The organism is Pseudomonas sp. AC193 (assembly GCF_979258075.1).
Window position 1 is genome coordinate 3934341 of record NZ_OZ409832.1, and the last position, 18331, is coordinate 3952671.

The 18331-nt window shown below is 59.0% G+C and carries 13 protein-coding genes; 6 read left to right on the top strand and 7 right to left on the bottom strand.

Translation table 11 applies throughout. The annotated features are described in order from the left end of the window. Positions 1-251: 251 nt before the first annotated feature. Positions 252-1598, bottom strand: coding sequence for a 4-hydroxybenzoate transporter PcaK (pcaK, locus tag ACZZ0D_RS17755; protein WP_053117860.1), 1347 nt, complete (start codon positions 1596-1598; stop codon positions 252-254). A gap of 293 nt (positions 1599-1891) precedes the next feature. After that, entirely contained in the window at positions 1892-2734 is an 843-nt protein-coding gene (pcaR, locus tag ACZZ0D_RS17760; RefSeq protein ID WP_007917109.1) for a pca regulon transcriptional regulator PcaR, read from the bottom strand. Positions 2735-3380: 646 nt separating this feature from the next. Between pcaR and ACZZ0D_RS17765 the strand changes: the two genes are divergently transcribed. Continuing rightward, positions 3381-3581, top strand: coding sequence for a hypothetical protein (locus ACZZ0D_RS17765; RefSeq protein WP_053117858.1), 201 nt, complete (start codon positions 3381-3383; stop codon positions 3579-3581). A gap of 373 nt (positions 3582-3954) precedes the next feature. Beyond that, the gene (locus ACZZ0D_RS17770) at positions 3955-5430 is read left to right on the top strand and encodes an inorganic phosphate transporter (RefSeq protein WP_212550611.1); all 1476 of its coding nucleotides are present in this window, start codon (positions 3955-3957) and stop codon (positions 5428-5430) included. Between the two features lie 1037 nt (positions 5431-6467). On the opposite strand, the gene ccoM is transcribed toward ACZZ0D_RS17770, so the two are convergent. The 3 genes from ccoM to ACZZ0D_RS17785 all read right to left on the bottom strand — a co-directional run bounded on the left by ccoM (position 6468) and on the right by ACZZ0D_RS17785 (position 7365). After that, complete coding sequence (gene ccoM, locus ACZZ0D_RS17775) at positions 6468-6581, bottom strand: cytochrome c oxidase subunit CcoM (RefSeq protein ID WP_041070550.1); 114 nt, start codon at positions 6579-6581, stop codon at positions 6468-6470. A gap of 145 nt (positions 6582-6726) precedes the next feature. After that, positions 6727-6888, bottom strand: a complete 162-nt coding sequence (locus tag ACZZ0D_RS17780) for a hypothetical protein (RefSeq protein ID WP_172680076.1) — start codon at positions 6886-6888, stop codon at positions 6727-6729. 135 nt (positions 6889-7023) lie between these two features. Next, complete coding sequence (locus ACZZ0D_RS17785; protein ID WP_053117854.1) at positions 7024-7365, bottom strand: hypothetical protein; 342 nt, start codon at positions 7363-7365, stop codon at positions 7024-7026. A gap of 253 nt (positions 7366-7618) precedes the next feature. Here ACZZ0D_RS17785 and rapA point away from each other — a divergent pair, with 253 nt between their 5' ends. Beyond that, positions 7619-10465, top strand: a complete 2847-nt coding sequence (gene rapA / locus ACZZ0D_RS17790; RefSeq protein ID WP_463553910.1) for an RNA polymerase-associated protein RapA — start codon at positions 7619-7621, stop codon at positions 10463-10465. A 161-nt stretch (positions 10466-10626) separates the two neighbouring features. Here the strand turns inward: rapA and ACZZ0D_RS17795 are convergent, their stop codons facing one another. Then, on the bottom strand, positions 10627-11976 hold the full coding sequence (locus ACZZ0D_RS17795) for a spinster family MFS transporter (RefSeq protein ID WP_401244610.1): 1350 nt from the start codon (positions 11974-11976) through the stop codon (positions 10627-10629). A gap of 301 nt (positions 11977-12277) precedes the next feature. On the opposite strand from ACZZ0D_RS17795, the gene ACZZ0D_RS17800 reads away from it, so the two are divergent. Together ACZZ0D_RS17800 and ACZZ0D_RS17805 are read left to right on the top strand one after the other, a co-directional pair. After that, the gene (locus ACZZ0D_RS17800) at positions 12278-12646 is read left to right on the top strand and encodes a YkgJ family cysteine cluster protein (RefSeq protein WP_053117848.1); all 369 of its coding nucleotides are present in this window, start codon (positions 12278-12280) and stop codon (positions 12644-12646) included. A 148-nt stretch (positions 12647-12794) separates the two neighbouring features. Continuing rightward, on the top strand, positions 12795-15077 hold the full coding sequence (locus ACZZ0D_RS17805; protein WP_463553911.1) for a putative bifunctional diguanylate cyclase/phosphodiesterase: 2283 nt from the start codon (positions 12795-12797) through the stop codon (positions 15075-15077). On the opposite strand, the gene ACZZ0D_RS17810 is transcribed toward ACZZ0D_RS17805, so the two are convergent. Further along, entirely contained in the window at positions 14968-15864 is an 897-nt protein-coding gene (locus ACZZ0D_RS17810) for an NAD(P)-dependent oxidoreductase (protein ID WP_463553912.1), read from the bottom strand. The two genes, ACZZ0D_RS17805 and ACZZ0D_RS17810, sit on opposite strands and share 110 nt — an antisense overlap. 196 nt (positions 15865-16060) lie before the next feature. Between ACZZ0D_RS17810 and ACZZ0D_RS17815 the strand changes: the two genes are divergently transcribed. Next, positions 16061-18262 carry a hypothetical protein gene (locus tag ACZZ0D_RS17815; protein WP_463553913.1) on the top strand — a complete coding sequence of 734 codons (2202 nt, stop codon included), beginning with the start codon at positions 16061-16063 and terminating at the stop codon, positions 18260-18262. The last annotated feature ends 69 nt before the right edge of the window (positions 18263-18331 follow it).

Consider the following 18331-nt stretch of genomic DNA (forward strand, 5'->3'; position numbering starts at 1 on the left):
TAATGAATCGCCAGTGATAAAAAGGCGCGAGGTTCAGCGCCGGAGTTACTGCAGATTAAGCCTGGGAAAAGTGCCAAACAATCCGATAATCGACTGAGTGTTCGTTTATCGAACAGATTGTTGTTTGCCTAACAATCCGATCAAAAGCTTCGCGAGCAAGCCCGCTCCCACATGGGAATGCATTTCAAATGTGGGAGCGGGCTTGCTCGCGAAGAGGTCTGTTGTATCAATGAAGATCTATAGACCTGACCTCAAGTCGCATCCGCATGACTCACCATGCCCTTGATCACCACCGCAGCCGTCGCCACCGCCGCCGGAATCACCAACGCCGTCAACACCTGCTCAAAATTCCAGCCCAAGCCCAACAACGTCGCGCCCATCCACGCCCCGAGAATCGCGCCAAAGCGGCCAATCCCCAGCATCCACGACACGCCGGTTGCCCGCCCCTGCGTCGGATAAAACCGCGCTGCCAGCGACGGCATTGCCGATTGCGCGCCGTTCACGCACATCCCCGCCACTAAAACCAAAGTCGCCAACAACGTAATGTTGCCCAGGCTCTGCCCCACCGCGTAGGCAAACACCCCGGCCAGCAGGTAGAAAATGCCGATAACCTTGTGCGGATTGAAGCGATCCATCGCCCATCCCACAGCGACCGCACTCAATACCCCGCCGAACTGGAACAACGCACCGATGAACGCGGCCTGCTCCATGCTCGCGCCACTGTCACGCATCAGCGTCGGCAGCCAACTGGTCAACAAATAAACGATCACAAGGCCCATGAAGTAGGTCAGCCACAGCAGCAAGGTGCCGGTGCTGTAAGTGCCCGAGAAGATCACCGCGAACACATTGCGTGCCTTCACGGTTTTTTGTTCCGGCACGCTGAAACTCGAGGCTTGGGCGACGGTGACCGGATCGATCGGCGCCAGGGTTTTGCGCACTTTGTCGGTGCCACGGTTACGGACGACAAGGTAGCGCGCCGATTCCGGCAGCCAGAACAGCAGCACCACCGCGAGGATCAGCGGCAAAATCCCGCCGATCAGCAGCAGACTGTGCCAGCCGAACGCCGGAATCAGCTTGGCGGAAATAAACCCGCCACCGGCCATGCCGAGGTTGAAACCGCAAAACATGCTGGTCACCAGCAGCGACTTCTTGCGCTCCGGGGTGTACTCCGACAGCAACGTGGTGGCATTGGGCATCCCCGCGCCCAGACCGAGACCGGTCAGGAAGCGCAGCACCAGCAGTTGTTCCACGTTAGTGCTGTAAGCCGACGCCAGGCTGAAGGCACCGAACAGAATCACGGCGCCGACGAGTACGACTTTTCGCCCAAAGCGGTCAGCCAAAGGGCCGGAACCGAGTGCGCCGAATACCATGCCGATCAACGCGGCGCTCATCACCGGGCCGAGGCTGGCGCGGTCGATGCCCCAGTCCTGCGACAACGCCGGGGCAATGAAGCCCATCGCGGCGGTGTCGAGGCCATCGAGAAAGACAATCAGGAAACACAGGATCACCACCCGCCATTGATAGCGCGAGATCGGTTGGGCGTTGATGAAGGTCTGCACGTCGAGGCACTGACCCACAGCGGACTGAGGCTGGTTCATTATTTTTATCCACGCAAAAAACGCAGTCGAACGGCGGCCGGCCAGGGAGCGGCACAGCTACAAGAATAGAAGGTTGCAATCAGGCGTTGCAGTGAACCCGGCAACAGCGGTTGGAGCGGAGACAGTCGGGGAGCGTGCGCATGGTGAGTTGCCTCTTGTCATTATTATGGGAGTCGACAATCCGGCGGGCTCATTCACAACAGCGCCGGATGACGCTGCCGCGACATTAATGATCCGGGGGTTTTAGCGTCAATTCGATAAACGCAACACTGTGCGTTTATCGAACAGCTTCATCAGGCAAACAACTGCGCGCTGAGGTCGCGGCTGGCGCTGAGCAGGCCCGGCAGAAAGCGCTGCTCCAACTCGGTGCGGCTGACGCGACCGGCGTGGGTACTGACGTTGAGCGCCGCCACCACTTGGCCCGAAGCGTCGTAGACCGGTACGGCAATCGAGCGCAGGCCTTGTTCCAATTCCTGATCGACGATGCACCAACCTTGCTGCCGCACTTCCTGTAAACATTCGAGCAACGCGTCGGGGGTGTGGATCGTGCGGCTGGTTTTAGCGACCAGTTCGGCGTGGTCGAGGTATTCGCGCAAGGACGTGTCGTCCAGCGCTGCCAGCAGAATCCGGCCCATCGATGTGCAATACGCCGGCAGACGCCCGCCCACCGACAGGTCGACCGAGATCAGCCGCTGCGTGGTCGCCGACCGCGCGATGTAAAGAATGTCGTCGCCCTCAAGCGTGGCCATGTTGCAGGCTTCGTGCAGTTGCTCGCTCATGCGGTCGAGGTACGGCTGCGCGGACACGGCCAGCGGCGTCGATGATAGATAAGCGTGGCCGAGGGTCAGCACTTTCGGCAGCAGAGAATAGGTGCGTCCGTCGGTGGTGGCGTAGCCGAGTTTGATCAGAGTGTGTAGGCAACGGCGCACCGCGGCGCGGGGAATTTCCGTGCGGTGGCTGATCTGCGCGATGGTCAGATGACGTTTGCGCTCCTGAAACGCCTGCACCACCGCCAGGCCACGGGCCAGCGACGTCATGAAATCCGGATCACCGGTCAGCGCCTGAATCCGCTTGGCCGGCGAGGCGACGATCGGCGGCGCCACGGAAGTGAAGGAGTTGCGCATTTGATCGTTCATTTATTGTCCTTTTTACCCGACACGGATCAATGGCTATACAAACGGCTCGCGGGCAGATGCACAAGCGGCGAGCCATCAACATTGGGCGATTATCGAACCGTCGACCGATAATCGCAATCGCCCTCCTCTGCTGTGGTTTGCTATTTGAGACGCTTGTGCAACTTTGCCGGGGAACTCAATCAAGATTTAGTTGATCGACTAAATGGCGCCAAAAACAGATCGCGGCGAAGTAAACGTTTGCTTGCACTTCAACTACCCGAGAAAGTTGCGATTAACAAAACAATCACACATCCCGAACCGTTTTTAACTTGGCAACGATAGTCAATCCTGAATCGACCGCTATAATGCACCTCAGTGGCACCCGTTATTCATCGAGGTGGTCACCGGCTGAGGCGATGCCAATCGCTGCCAGTCCCGGCAAGCGCCTGACGCTCATGATTGATGTAACGCCAGCGCTCGCTGAAACAGGAACTGATGCTGCGTCCGTTTTAATCTGGTGTCGTAGCCGCCTGTAACATGGAAGTCTTGATCGCCCTGCCGAAGACATCAATGCCTGTTCTGGCGTTGAGTTCTCGACGGGCCCGCTCAATCGACTCGTTGCAGTGCGATTCACCAGACACTTATCTCAACTCATACAGGTAGCACTGTGACGAAAGACGAACTGCGCGCGGAACTTGAGCGCCAGGAACAACGTTACAAGGATGTTTACGGCGGGGAAGTCACCACCTACGCCGCTCAACCAGAACCGGAACGCAAGGCATGGCGCAAACGCCCTACCGTTCAGGATCAGGTCTTCAAGCAAGAAATCGAAAAGATCGAAAAGGAACTCAAAGCCGAAGAGCCATGAGCCACGGTTTTTGAAGGCCTTGAGCATCCGTGTACGCACCGGTTACCCACGCGGTGCCGAGACGATGCCTTGCGCGCCCGCTACCCGCGGGCAGCGGCTGATTCTGCGTAGAGCCGGCTAAAGGACAGCTTCGGAAAGTTTCACAGATATTTCAGACAAGCGTTTGAGCCCTCCAAACGCGGGTAAAACGCTTGTTCCAAAAAGCCTTTTTATAGACAAATCAAAGGCTTGAAAAACCCTGCACGCCGCTTGGTTTTCATGTGCTGCAACAAATTAAATCGAAGAAGTGCGTTACCGATGAGCACTGAGGGCATCGATTTCCAGTCTTTTCTGGCATAATCGCGCCCCCTTACGACCGGGTCAGAAAACCTTCATGATCGATTTATTCAGCGGACTGGATGCTTGGGTGCTTGTGAGCCTCTTGCTCGCCCTGACGTTTGTCCTCGCCTTCGAGTTCATCAATGGATTTCATGACACCGCTAACGCGGTAGCCACTGTTATCTACACCAAAGCCATGCCGCCGCACTTGGCGGTGTTCTTTTCCGGTGTTTTCAATTTCCTCGGCGTGCTGCTGGGTGGCGTTGGCGTGGCGTATGCCATTGTCCACTTGCTGCCGGTTGAGCTGCTGATCAATGTGAACACCGGCCATGGCCTTGCGATGGTTTTCTCGTTGCTCGCAGCGGCAATCGCCTGGAACCTCGGCACCTGGTACTTCGGTATCCCGGCGTCCAGTTCCCACACCCTGATCGGCTCGATCCTCGGTGTCGGCCTGGCCAACGCGTTGATCAACGACATTCCGTTGGCCGACGGTGTTAACTGGCAGAAAGCGATCGACATCGGCGCTTCGCTGGTGTTCTCGCCAATGGCCGGCTTCCTGATTGCAGCGCTGATCCTGATCGGCCTGAAATGGTGGCGCCCGCTGTCGAAGATGCACAAGACGCCTGAACAGCGCCGCAAACTCGACGACAAAAAGCATCCGCCGTTCTGGAACCGTCTTGTTCTGGTGATCTCGGCCATGGCCGTGAGCTTCGTGCACGGTTCCAACGATGGCCAGAAAGGCATCGGCCTGATCATGCTGGTGTTGATCGGTATCGTGCCTGCGCAGTTCGTTCTCGACCTGAACAGCACCACTTACCAGATCGAACGCACCCGCGACGCGACCCTGCACCTGAGCCAGTTCTACCAGCGCAACGCCGATTCGCTGGGTGAATTCCTCGCACTGGGCAAGAGCGTAGACGGCGACCTGCCGGAGAAATTCCGCTGCAACCCGCAGCAGACCGAACCGACTATCACCGCTCTGTTGCACACGCTTAAAGGTGTAGCGGACTACCATTCGTTGTCGTCGGATAGCCGCATCGAAGTGCGTCGTTACTTGCTTTGCCTGGACGATACCGCGAAGAAAGTCAGCAAGTTGCCGGTTCTGGATGCCCGTGAAAAGGCTGACCTCGACAAGTTGCGCAAAGACCTGACCACGACCACTGAATACGCGCCGTTCTGGGTGATTCTGGCGGTTGCACTGGCGCTGGGTCTGGGCACCATGGTTGGCTGGAAACGTGTGGTTCTGACCATTGGCGAGAAGATAGGCAAGCAGGGCATGACCTACTCGCAGGGCATGTCGGCGCAGATCACTACGGCGAGTTTGATTGGTTTGGCCAACATCTTCAGTTTGCCGGTGTCGACGACTCATGTGTTGTCTTCGGGTGTGGCGGGGACCATGGTCGCGAATAAGAGCGGCCTGCAAGGTGGGACTGTTCGCACTATTCTGTTGGCTTGGGTGTTGACCTTGCCGGCTACCGTGGCGTTGTCGGCTGGGTTGTTCTGGTTGGCTTCGAAGGCTTTGGGTAGTTGATAGATAGCTGTATATGAAGAAGGCGCGATTCTTTGGGATCGCGCCTTTTTTTTGGTTCGGGGGTTGGGATTGGGATTGGGATTGGGATTGGGGGCATATCCGTTGCTGCGGTGATGGCTGCTGGCGGTTTCGCTCTTACAGCGAGTTACCTTTTCCAAACGCCGAAAAGGTAACCGAAAAGGCTTGGCCCCGGCGTACGGCACTTCGCTGAGGCTCAGTGTTCCCTCGCTACGGTGTCCATCCGGGGACATCGCCTACGGTTTGCTTCGCTGCACCTCCTCTCGATGTGTGCGGCTACGCCGCACGGCGCTACGCGCCTGATCCCCGGATGGACACCTACGCTCGGCCTGCCGAAGGGGCTTGAGATCAAAAGCCACGTCAAAAGCCAGATCAAGATCAAGAGCCCCTCACCCTAGCCCTCTCCCGGAGGGAGAGGGGACTGACCGGGTTGTTTGCGAGAGATGCATCGACCTGAATGTTCGAGCCGAACTCGAGATTTGAAAGCAACACAAATCGGCTCCCTCTCCCTCGGGATAGGGCTGGGCGGGCGGCGTTCCGATGAGGGGCAAAAACACCACAAAAACCAAAGCCAAGCGCGCCGTGCTCCTCACCACTCAATAGGCCGAGTGTCAGCTCGCCTGCTTTTGATCTTAGAGCCCGTCGGCAGGCTGAGCGGAGGGATTGATCCGGGGGTGGGAGCGCAGCGACCGTTTGGCGCAGCCAAACACAGCGAGAGGAGGTGCAGCGAAGCAAACCGTAGGCGCTGCCCCCCGGATCAATCCCGGAGCGAAGGAACCCCGAGCCCCAGCGAGCGGGCCGAACGTCAGGGCAAAGCCTTTTCGGTTACCTTTTCGGTGTTTGGAAAAGGTGACTCGCCGTAAGGGCGAAACCCTAAGCAGCCGTTACCGCAGCAACGGATATTCACAAAACACCCCCCCAGCCTGGTCGGCCCAAAGGCCGCCAAGGCCGCCAAGGCAAAAAAAAGGGGCAACCGAAGTCGCCCCAAAATGCCTTGCGTGCCCATCAATCCAGAAGAATCACTTCTTACGCTTATGCGCATCCTTCCAGATAAAAAATCCAAACCCTGCAAAAAACAGAACCATCAGCCCTACAGTCAGAACCCCGGCAAACACCACGTTATCGAAAAACATGACTGGCCTCCTGGCCCCTGCTTTGCTGCGATGGGACTAAATTACCAAACACACAGGCGCACAAATTGACCGGGATCAATAACCACAACGAAGGAAGAGAAAGGAGGGGAAATAACTGACCTGCATCAACAGATGCAGGGGGAGATCAACGCTTTTTCGGCTTGTTCTTCGACTTTTTCTTCGGCTTGCCCAACGGCATCGCCTGCTCAAACGCCTGACGCACTTCGTTCAGCCGCTTCTCTTTAATGTCATGCACCCGCTTGGCGCGTTCAGTGCTGAGGTCGATCAGTTTGTCGTCTTGGCTCATGGCGTTCAGAACATCGCTTCAAAGAATCACAACTGCCACATCACCGGCAGGACTGTGCCAATAATGCCGCCTGCCGTCAGCGCTGACCAGCCACCCAGCCAAACACGATCAAACCAGTCATCTAGCCAGAGCCGCTCAAATCTCGATATCGACCCACAAGCCCTGACGCGGCTGATCTTCAATCAGCGGCACCACCGGCACGGTATTGTCGGCGTTGAGCACCGTACCCGGCACGGCCAGATGCTCTTCCGGGTCTTCGTCAGCCTCGCGACGGCGACGATCACGCTCCTGCTGACGGCGCTGTTCTTCGCGCGCCAGCAGTCGATCCTCTTCCGGATCACGTTTTTGCAGATCGATCGTACTTTCGTTGGAGCTTTCCTGCACCGGCACCACCGGCGGAATATCCGGCCGCTGGCGGATCGGATCCTGCTGCGAAGTGATCGGCACAGCGCTCAGGGGGAGCATCGGTGGCAACATATGGGGGTTCTCCTGTCAGCAGGCTATCGGCTAAGGCAAACACGCCTTGAGCCACCCGTCGCAATTCTGTGACGCACTTGGCACCTGTAGGAGCTGCCGCAGGCTGCGATCTTTCATCGGACAGCGCAGAACTCAAGTGTTTCCAAAGATCAAAAGATCGCAACCTTCGGCAGCTCCTACGCCAGTAATCTTTGGCCCTGAAGCCCTCATTCCGTTAAGATAGCCCGCTTTTTCAAGGTGGGAGTCAGGCAGCATGGCGCAGCAGTATCAACCGGGGCAACGCTGGATCAGTGACAGCGAAGCCGAGCTGGGTTTAGGCACCGTTCTGGCACAGGACGGCCGCTTGTTGACCGTGCTCTACCCGGCCACTGGCGAAACCCGCCAGTACGCGCTACGGAATGCGCCCCTCACCCGCGTGCGATTCTCGCCGGGTGACACCATTACCCACTTCGAAGGCTGGAAGATGACCGTGCAGCAAGTCGACGATGTCGACGGCCTGATGGTTTATCACGGTCTCAACGGGCAGAACGAAGCCGTTACCCTGCCGGAAACCCAGCTGTCGAACTTTATTCAGTTCCGTCTGGCCAGCGACCGTCTGTTCGCCGGGCAGATCGACCCGCTGTCGTGGTTCTCGCTGCGTTACAACACCCTCGAACACACCAGCCGCCAGCTGCAATCTTCGCTCTGGGGCCTGGGTGGCGTGCGTGCGCAACCGATCGCGCACCAATTGCACATCGCCCGTGAAGTCGCCGACCGCATTGCGCCGCGCGTATTGCTGGCGGACGAAGTAGGTCTGGGTAAAACCATCGAAGCCGGTCTGGTGATCCATCGCCAACTGCTCTCGGGTCGCGCCAACCGCGTGCTGATCCTCGTCCCGGAAAACCTTCAGCACCAGTGGCTGGTGGAGATGCGCCGCCGCTTCAACCTGCAGGTCGCGCTGTTCGACGAAGAACGCTTTATCGAAAGCGATGCCACCAACCCGTTCGAAGACACCCAATTGGCGCTGGTCGCGCTGGAATGGCTGGTCGACGACGAGAAGGCGCAGGACGCTCTGTTCGCCGCCGGTTGGGATTTGCTGGTGGTCGACGAAGCCCACCACTTGGTCTGGCACGAAGAAAAGGCCAGCGCCGAATACTCGCTGGTCGAGCAACTCGCCGAAGTCATTCCGGGCGTGCTGCTGCTCACCGCGACTCCGGAACAACTTGGTCAGGACAGCCACTTCGCCCGTCTGCGCCTGCTCGATCCAAACCGTTTCCACGACCTGGCCGCGTTCCGTGCCGAGAGCGACAACTATCGCCCGGTGGCTGAAGCCGTTCAGGAACTGCTCGACAAGGGCCGTCTCTCGGCCAAAGCGCACAAAACCATTCAGGGTTTCCTCGGCAACGAAGGCGAAGCGCTGCTGACTGCGGTCAACGATGGCGACACCGAAGCCAGCGCCCGCCTCGTGCGCGAACTGCTTGACCGCCACGGCACTGGCCGCGTGCTGTTTCGTAACACCCGCGCCGCCGTGCAGGGTTTCCCGGAGCGCAAACTGCATCCGTACCCGCTGCCGTGCCCGGACGAATACCTCGAACTGCCGTTGGGCGATCATGCCGAGCTGTACCCGGAAGTCAGCTTCCAGGCGCAGCCGGACGCCAGCGAAGAAGAACGCTGGTGGAAATTCGACCCGCGCGTCGAATGGCTGATCGATCAGCTGAAAATGCTCAAGCGCACCAAAGTGCTGGTGATCTGCGCCCACGCCGAAACCGCGATGGATCTGGAAGACGCCCTGCGCGTGCGTTCCGGCATCCCGGCCACGGTGTTCCACGAAGGCATGAACATCCTTGAGCGTGACCGCGCCGCTGCTTACTTCGCCGATGAAGAGTTCGGTGCGCAAGTGCTGATCTGCTCGGAAATCGGCAGTGAAGGTCGTAACTTCCAGTTCGCACACCACCTGGTGCTGTTCGATCTGCCGTCGCACCCGGATTTGCTTGAGCAGCGTATCGGTCGTCTCGACCGGATCGGCCAGAAGCACATCATCGAACTGCACGTGCCGTACCTGGAAACCAGCCCGCAAGAGCGCCTGTTCCAGTGGTACCACGAAGCGCTGAACGCGTTCCTCAACACCTGCCCGACCGGCAACGCCTTGCAGCATCAGTTCGGCCCACGCCTGCTGCCGCTGCTCGAAGAAGCCGACGACAGCGAGTGGCAAGCGCTGATCGACGAAGCGCGCAGCGAGCGTGAGCGTCTGGAGGCCGAGCTGCACACCGGCCGCGATCGTCTGCTGGAGCTCAACTCCGGCGGCGCTGGCGAAGGTGAAGCGCTGGTCGAGGACATCCTTGAGCAAGACGATCAGTTCGCCCTGCCGATCTACATGGAAACCCTGTTCGACGCGTTCGGCATCGACAGCGAAGACCATTCGGAAAACGCCCTGATCCTCAAGCCGAGCGAGAAGATGCTCGACGCCAGCTTCCCTCTGGGCGACGACGAAGGCGTGACCATCACCTACGACCGTAACCAGGCGCTGTCGCGCGAAGACATGCAGTTCATCACCTGGGAACACCCGATGGTGCAGGGCGGCATGGATCTGGTGCTGTCCGGTTCGATGGGCAACACCGCCGTCGCGCTGATCAAAAACAAGGCGCTGAAGCCGGGCACCGTGTTGCTGGAATTGCTCTATGTCAGCGAAGTGGTTGCCCCGCGCGCGCTGCAACTGGGCCGTTACCTGCCGCCGGCCGCCCTGCGCTGCCTGCTCGATGCCAATGGCAACGACTTGTCGCCACGCGTCTCGTTTGAAACCCTGAACGATCAGCTGGAAAGCGTGCCGCGCGCCAGCGCCAACAAGTTCATCCAGGCCCAGCGCGATCAGCTGACGCCACGGATCAACGCCGGTGAAGACAAGATCACCCCGCGTCACGCCGAGCGCGTGGCCGAGGCCCGTCGCCGTCTGGCGGCTGACACCGACGAAGAACTGGCGCGCCTGACCGCGTTGCAAGCGGTCAACCCGACCGTACGTGACAGCGAACTGGTGGCATTGCGTGAACAGCGCGAGCAAGGTCTGGCGTTGCTGGACAAAGCGGCGTTGCGCCTGGAAGCGATTCGGGTGTTGGTGGCGGGTTAACCGCCCTGCTCCCCTGCTGAAACAACAAGGCCCGCAGCGATGCGGGCCTTTTTGATTGCCTGTTATTTGACCAGTGATGCTAATGGCCCTTTCGCGAGCGGGCTCGCTCCCACAGTTTGGAATGCGTTCCCCTGTGGGAGCGGGCTTGCTCGCGAAGGCGGTTAAGCCGTCGCCACTGCAACCTCTGGCTCAACCACCGCAACCAAACCTTCCTTCATCCGCTGCGCATCGCGCACAAAACACCGCGCCGCGAGAAACAGAAACACCATCGTCAGAAACAGCGCCACCGGAATCAAATACATCGCGTCATGCAGCCCGACTGCCTTGAACGCCTCGGTCATCTGCTCAGCCCCCGCCGCCAGCATCGCCGTGTGCGCAAAGTGATCGGACAACCCACCGACCACCACCGGCCCCAAGCCACCGCCCAGCAGATACAACCCGGCAAAGAACAACGCCATCGCCGTCGCCCGCAGACGCGGTTCGACCACGTCTTGAATCGCTGTGTAAACGCAGGTGTAGAAGTTGTAAGCAAACAGCCAGCCGACACTGAATACCGCGACAAACACACCAATCTCGATGCGCCCGGAATGCAGGGCCCACGCCGTGCACAGGGTCGAAATAATCAGGCTGAACGCCGCGAACAACAACCGCCCGTTGGCCACGCGCTGGTGAATCTTGTCCGCAATCCAGCCGCCCAGCGTCAAACCGATCAGTCCGGTCACGCCGACGATCACGCCAGTTGCCACGGCCGCTTCCTGCAGCGGCATGAGGAAATAGCGCTGCAGCATAGGCACCAGAAACGAGTTGCAGGCATAGGTCGCGAAGTTGAAGCACAACCCGGCCATCACCAGCCAGAGAAAGGTCGGCACGGCCAGAATCCGCCGGATCGGCTTGTCGACGCGCTCCTGCGAAACCTGCACGGTTTCCGCCGCGCCGCGCTTCGGCTCTTTAATGAAGAACATGAAGATCGCCAGGATCAGCCCCGGCACCGCCGCGATAAAAAACGGCGCGCGCCAGCTGTCGAACGCCTTGACCATCGCGCCGATGGTAAAGAATGCCAGCAACAAGCCCAGTGGCAGACCGAGCATGAAAATGCCCATCGCCCGCGCCCGACGGTGCGCCGGGAACAGGTCACCGATCAGCGAGTTGGCTGCCGGCGCATAACTGGCCTCACCGATGCCGATGCCCATGCGCACGATCAAAAAGCTCCAGAAGCTGCCGACCAGCCCGTTGACTGCGGTCAGCGCGCTCCACGTCGCCAGGCCCCAGCCCATCAGTTTGCGCCGTGAGCCGGTGTCGGCCATGCGCCCCAACGGCAGGCCGGCAATCGCGTAAACAAGGGTGAATGCGGTACCGACGATGCCCAGTTGAAAGTCGCTGAGGTGCCATTCCATGCGGATTGGCTCGATGATGATCGCCGGAATGGTGCGGTCGAAGAAGTTGAACAGGTTGGCAAGGAACAGCAGGAACAGAATGCGCCAGGCATTCGCCGCTTGGGTCGAGTTCTGCATGGGTCCGTCTCTTTATTGTTATAGGGCTTCACTGCCAACGCATCCGAGCCCGGAACCTGCAATCTAGTCAGCCAGACCGAGGCTGTCTGTGATCATTCGTCTGCCTGATATCGGGCCATGGCACTGTAACGAAACGTAAGCCCTTGATAACGCTTGAATCCCCCGAAAACCGGGGCTTTTGCGGCAAAACCTTGCCACAAAAAAATAGTTTCACGCCCCCCTTCCCAACGCCGTGGCGAAGCCTAGAATAGCCGCCGGATCCGTCCGGATCTCCCGATCAATCCCTTTGATACCCCCGTCCATGTCCGAAGTCAGTCCGTGTCTGAATTGCGGTGCCTGTTGTTCCCATTTCCGTGTGTCTTTTTTCTGGGGTGAGTGCGCTTCCTCCGGCGGCACCGTGCCCGATGAACTGGTCACGCAGATCAGCCCGAGCCGGGTGGCGATGAACGGTACCGACTGCAAATCGCCACGCTGCACGGCGCTGGAAGGCGAAGTCGGTAGCGAAGTGAAGTGCTCGATTTATGAATTGCGCTCCAGCCCCTGCCGCGAGTTCGAATCGTCGTGGGAAAACGGCGAGCAGAACGTCGATTGCGACAAGGCCCGCGCACGTTTTGGCCTGCCGCCGCTGCAACCGGACTGGGCGCAAATCCCTTTCGAACAGATCGCTTAGGTCTTTAGCGCCAATCGCTATGACGCTAATGCCGAAATCATTAGCGCCAATGTGCCACTACCACTTGCTCTGCGAAAACCGCCTCTATACTCCAGTCATTCGCCTGCGCTAGCCGCGCAGTAAGGACGACTCAGAGACGGGGCATGCTATGGAGTGGCTTGGTTTGCAGTTTGTTACCGAGCTGCCGGAGAGCGGGCAGGTCATTCTTAATTGCACCCATAACCCGCTGCTGATGCTGGTGGCCTATCTGGTCGCGTGCGCCGCCAGTTTTGCCACCCTCGACATGGCCGAACGCGTCGGTCACGCGGAAGACCCGCGCTCACAGCGACTATGGCGCTGGATCGGCGCGACCTGCCTGGCCGGCGGCATCTGGGCCATGCACTTCATCGGCATGCTTGCGTTTCAGGCACCGATCGACATCCAGTACGACCTGCCCATCACCCTGTTTTCCCTGCTGATCGCCCTGCTCGCCTCGTGGCTGGCCATGCACACCCTGAGCGAATCCCAGCCCAGTCTGGTGCTCTACCTGAAAACCGCGCTCGTCATCGGTCTGGGCATCGCCGGCATGCATTACGTCGGCATGGCGGCGATGCAATCGGCCGCCACCGCGTACTACGATCCTGGACTGTTCACCCTGTCAGTGGTGATCGCCATCGGCGCCAGTTTCGCCGCTCTGTGGGTGGCAGGCTATCTGCGCGAAGGCAGCGGTTTACTTCATCAGGTACTCAAATACAGCGCCGCGCTGATTCTCGGCGCCGGCATTTTCAGCATGCATTTCACCGGGATGGCCGCACTCAAGCTGATTTTGCCCGAGGCCAGCACGCCGACACTGACCGCCGAAACCAGCCATTTGCAATTGGGCCTGACCGTGGCCCTGATCACCTTGCTGATTCTCGGCAGTGCAATCAGCGCCGCACTCGCCGATAAAAAACTGCAACACAAGGAGCACGACCTGCGCCGGGTCAACGCCCTGCTCAGCCAACTCGACCAGGCGCGCATGTCGCTGCAGCAAGTGGCCAATTACGACGCACTGACCAACCTGATCAACCGTCGCGGCTTCAACCAGATCTTCGCCGAGAAACTCAATCAGAAAGCCATTGAGGGCGGCATGCTCGCGGTGATGTTTCTCGACATCGACCACTTCAAACGCATCAACGACAGCCTCGGTCATGACGCCGGCGACGCGCTGCTGAAAGTCATCGCTGACCACATCAAAGGCTCGGTGCGCAGCCATGAAGACGTGGTCGCGCGGTTCGGTGGCGACGAGTTCTGCATCCTCATCGGCCTGCATGACCGCGAAGAAGCGCGCAGCATGGCCCAGCGCATCATGCAAAAAATGAAGGAGCCGATTGAGCTGGCCGGGCGGCGCATGGTGATGACCACCAGCATCGGCATCAGTCTGTTTCCGGATGACGGCACCACCTGCGAAGAACTGCTCAAGCACGCCGATCTGGCGCTGTATCAATCCAAGGGTGCCGGGCGCAACGGCCTGCACTTTTTCAATTCCAACCTGAAAAACCGCGCGACGATGGAGTTGCAACTCGAAGAAGAACTGCGTCATGCCCTGCGCGAAGAAAATGGTTTGATGCTGTATTACCAGCCGATCTTCGAACTGAAAACCGGCAAGGTCACCAAGCTTGAAGCGCTGATCCGCTGGCAGCATCCGGTGAACGGCCTGCTGACGCCGGATCGCTTCATCAGCATCGCTGAAAACAATGGCCTGATCGCCGAACTGGACAACTGGGTGCTGCGTCGCGCCTGCAAGGATTTGGGAGAACTGTCGCGCCACGGCTGCGACGAATTGAAAATCGCCTGGAACTGCTCGCCGCTGAACCTTGGCCGCGAAGAACTGGCTGACGAAATCGAAAACGCCTTACGCACTGCCGGTGTCGCGCCGGAACGGCTGGAGCTGGAAGTCACCGAAAATGCGCTGATGGGCAATATCGCCAACACCCTGGTGTTGTTGCGGCAGATCCGCGCCCTCGGCGTGTCGCTGTCGATCGATGACTTCGGCACCGGCTATTCGTCGTTGGCCTACCTCAAGCGTCTGCCGCTGAATACGCTGAAAATCGATCGCTCGTTCATCATCGACATTCCCAATGCCACGGCGGACATGGAAATCGTCCAGGCGATCATCGTCATGGCGCACACCCTGCATTTGCAGGTGGTCACCGAAGGCGTCGAAACCCTGGAGCAGTACGAATTTCTCGAACGCTCGGGCTGCGATTTCATTCAGGGTTACCTGCTCAGCCGCCCGGTGCCGCTCGACGAATTACGCCCGGTGCTGGAAGAAATCAATCAGCGCAAACAGTCCCATGCGGTCAATCCGTTGATTCTGGCGCGCGGTACATTTGCACCAGCGTTGCTGGATCCTTCGCCAAAAAGCCCTGCGCCCCATGCAGGCGCATCAATTGTGCGGCCAATCCGCTGATCGGCGTGGCCGAACCCTGTTCGCGAGAAAACTTCACCGCGGTGTCGAGATCCTTGAGCAGCGTGCGCACGTGCCATTTGATCGGCTCGAAACGGCTTTCGGCCATTTGCGGGGCGAGGATCTGCAACGGTTTCGAATCGGCAAAACCGCCGGCCAATGCCTCGGCAATCAGGCTGGCATCGACGCCGGCTTTTTCCGCCAGCGCCACTACTTCGGCAATCACCAGCGCGTTGCAGGCGACGATCATCTGATTGCAGGCCTTGGTCACCTGCCCGGCGCCCACGCCGCCCATGTGCGTAACGCGCTGACCGAGATTGAGCAGCACCGGGCGCACTCGCTGAAGATCCACTGCCTCACCACCGACCATGATTGCCAGGCTGCCTGCCTCGGCGCCGACCACGCCTCCTGACACTGGTGAGTCCAGCCAGGACATGCCGGTTTTCTGCGCCAATTCAGCGGCCATTTCGCGCGTCGCGGTCGGTTCCAGGCTGGAAAAATCCACCAGCAACTGACCGCTCTTGCCACCCTCAGCGACACCGCCCGTGCCAAACACCACCTCACGCACCACCGCCGTATCGGCCAGACACAACATCACCACGTCTGCGTGCGCGCACAGTTCAGCCGGGGTCGCCACCTGCCGGGCGCCGGCCTCAACCAGTGGCGCGCATTTGTCCGGGTTGCGGTTCCACACGCTCAGCGGGTAACCGGCGGCCAGCAAGCGGCGGCACATCGGCAAGCCCATCAGACCGATTCCGGCGAACCCCAACGAAGGTAGCGTTGACATCATTTAGCCTCCTTTTGATTAAAGATCGCCGAATAATGGCCGATTCATCAGCGATCAGGAAAGGATTCCCCCGAGCGACCGTCAGGCCAAGTCCCTGACGCCCGGGCCAAATTCGCGCAAACAAGACGCGAGCTCTTATTCCGTGAGGTTCGCTGACATTGGTCTGCGAACCAACCCAGTACCAGGTAAATGGCGCCCAATGACTTCTAAAAACAATACCGCCACCGCGGTCTCCGATCTGAATCCGAGCCCCGCCGCCAACAGCCCGTCATCGCCCAAACCGCTGGTTCCCTCGCGCCCGTTGTCGACCCAGCAATACCTGTACTTCACCGAAACCAATACCGACCGCATCCTCGACAACCTCGACGGCCTGCGCGACATGGTGTTCCCGCGCCCGCCGCACCTGGAAGGCGATAACGAACAGCACAACGATCAGGAATTTCCGTCGGTGTGCCTGATCGGCCTCGGTCGCTGCGGCTCCAACATCGCTCTCGACGTGGCGGAGTTGGTGTACAACGCGCGCAAGTTTTACCTCAACGAATTCAACAACGAAGATCGCCCGTCGAATGACCGACGCGCCACCGAAAAAGGCTACAGCCCGGCGCAGTGGATCAAGAACAACCTGCGCATCGGCAACAGCAAAGCGAGCAAACCGGTGTTTCTGGTCGAGCCGCTGGTAATGCTCGGCGACCTCGACAAGGACATCGCCGGGCGCATTCGTTTCTCGCGCAAGGGCGAAAAAAGCGGTTTCCTTCGCGACTACAGCAAAATGAAGATCATGGACTTGTCCGAAGTCCACGCCGGTGGCGCCGGTAACGCGCCGATTCTCGGCCAGTATCTGGCGAAGATCATCCTCAACAAGGACACCCAGCGTTTCTCCAGCCCTGACTGGAAAATGATCCACTCGTACCTGATCGACAGCTGCGGCATCAAAGCCAACCAGTCGCGCCTGTATTTCTCGATCTTCAGTGCCGGCGGCGGTACCGGTTCCGGCATGGCCTCGGAATTCGGTCTGGCCCAGCAGCACTCGTACATGAACAAGACGTTCGACACCAAACCGATGGACGAGCATGACGGCAAGAGCGGTCATTCGTTCGTGTTCGAACCGATCTTTACCAGCGGCATCTGCGTGCTGCCGAATATTTCTGATCACCGCAGCGAAATGTCCGAGGCGCTGCACATCAACGCCGGACGCCTGCTGTGCAAATACCTCTCGGAAGAATGGGATTTCTCCTACAACTTCGCCAACGAAGACAGCAGCGAAGCCAGCGTCATGGGCCGTATCCGCCCATGGAACGCGATGATGCTGATCTCCAACGACATCATGCGTTACGCCGAAGAGAGCGATGACGGCAACATCCAGAACATTGATGTCAATGCGATGGAGAAGCACGCCAACCAATACATCTCGCAGCAGATCTTCAACATTCTGACGGCGCAGGCGGTAACGACTGACTACGACCAGAACTATTTCCGCCGCGCCGGCATCGACATCGGTGAGACCATTCGCCTCGATGCCAACGACCTGTTCATGAGTCTGGCCGGCCCGGTGGCGATTGCCTACGCCGAATCGGTGGTGCCGGAAACTCCGCCGCCGAGCAGCGACAAATTCAAGGTCTTCGATAAAGAGCCGCAGCGCCTGAACATCGACGATCTGTTCTTCCGCTCGATCGACCTGCCGCACTTCAACAAGGTCACGCAAGCGATCGAAGGCATCAGCCTGCTGCCGATCGAATCCAAGCGTTATCGCGCTTCGCTGGAGCAGTACAAGAATTCCGGCTACGACGCCGCCGCGTTGCACGACCTGCACTTCTTCAAGAACTGCTCGTCGGTGGTCTCGATCGTTTCGCTGCCGAAGGATTACAAGCTGTCTTACATGGATCTGAACCGGTTGAAGACCCACCTCAACAGCCTGTTCCCCAACACCACGCTCAAGCGTTATGCGCTGGTGATCGGCGCCTCGGCCAACCTGTCGCTGACCACGCTGATCGCGAAGAGCCCGTGCCTGTCGGATGATTTCCTGACCCTGATCGTCGCGTTCATCAAACGCTGCTTCGCCAAGACCCCGTACCGTTTCGATGAGACGCTGGACAACTCGATCCTCGACTTCATCATTAATGAAGAATTCGACGAAGATCGCATCGACGATTTGCTTAATGAATTCGAGAACCCGGCGAAGATCCTCGACACCAACTGGTACGCGATCAAACCGATGTACGAGAAGAAGTACCGCGAGCTGATCAACGACAAAGACAAGTTTGTTTCGATCAATGACATTCGGTTGTCGCGCGATTGTGTGAAGAAGTCGATCAAGTATTTGCGCGAGATCTATCGTCACCGGATTGGCAAGACCAAGGTTATTTCGCTGAATAACCATACTGGGAAGTCGTTTACGGTCTGATCCAGGACCGAGTCGCCTCCTTCGCGAGCAAGCCCGCTCCCACAGGGGAATGCATTCCAAATGTGGGAG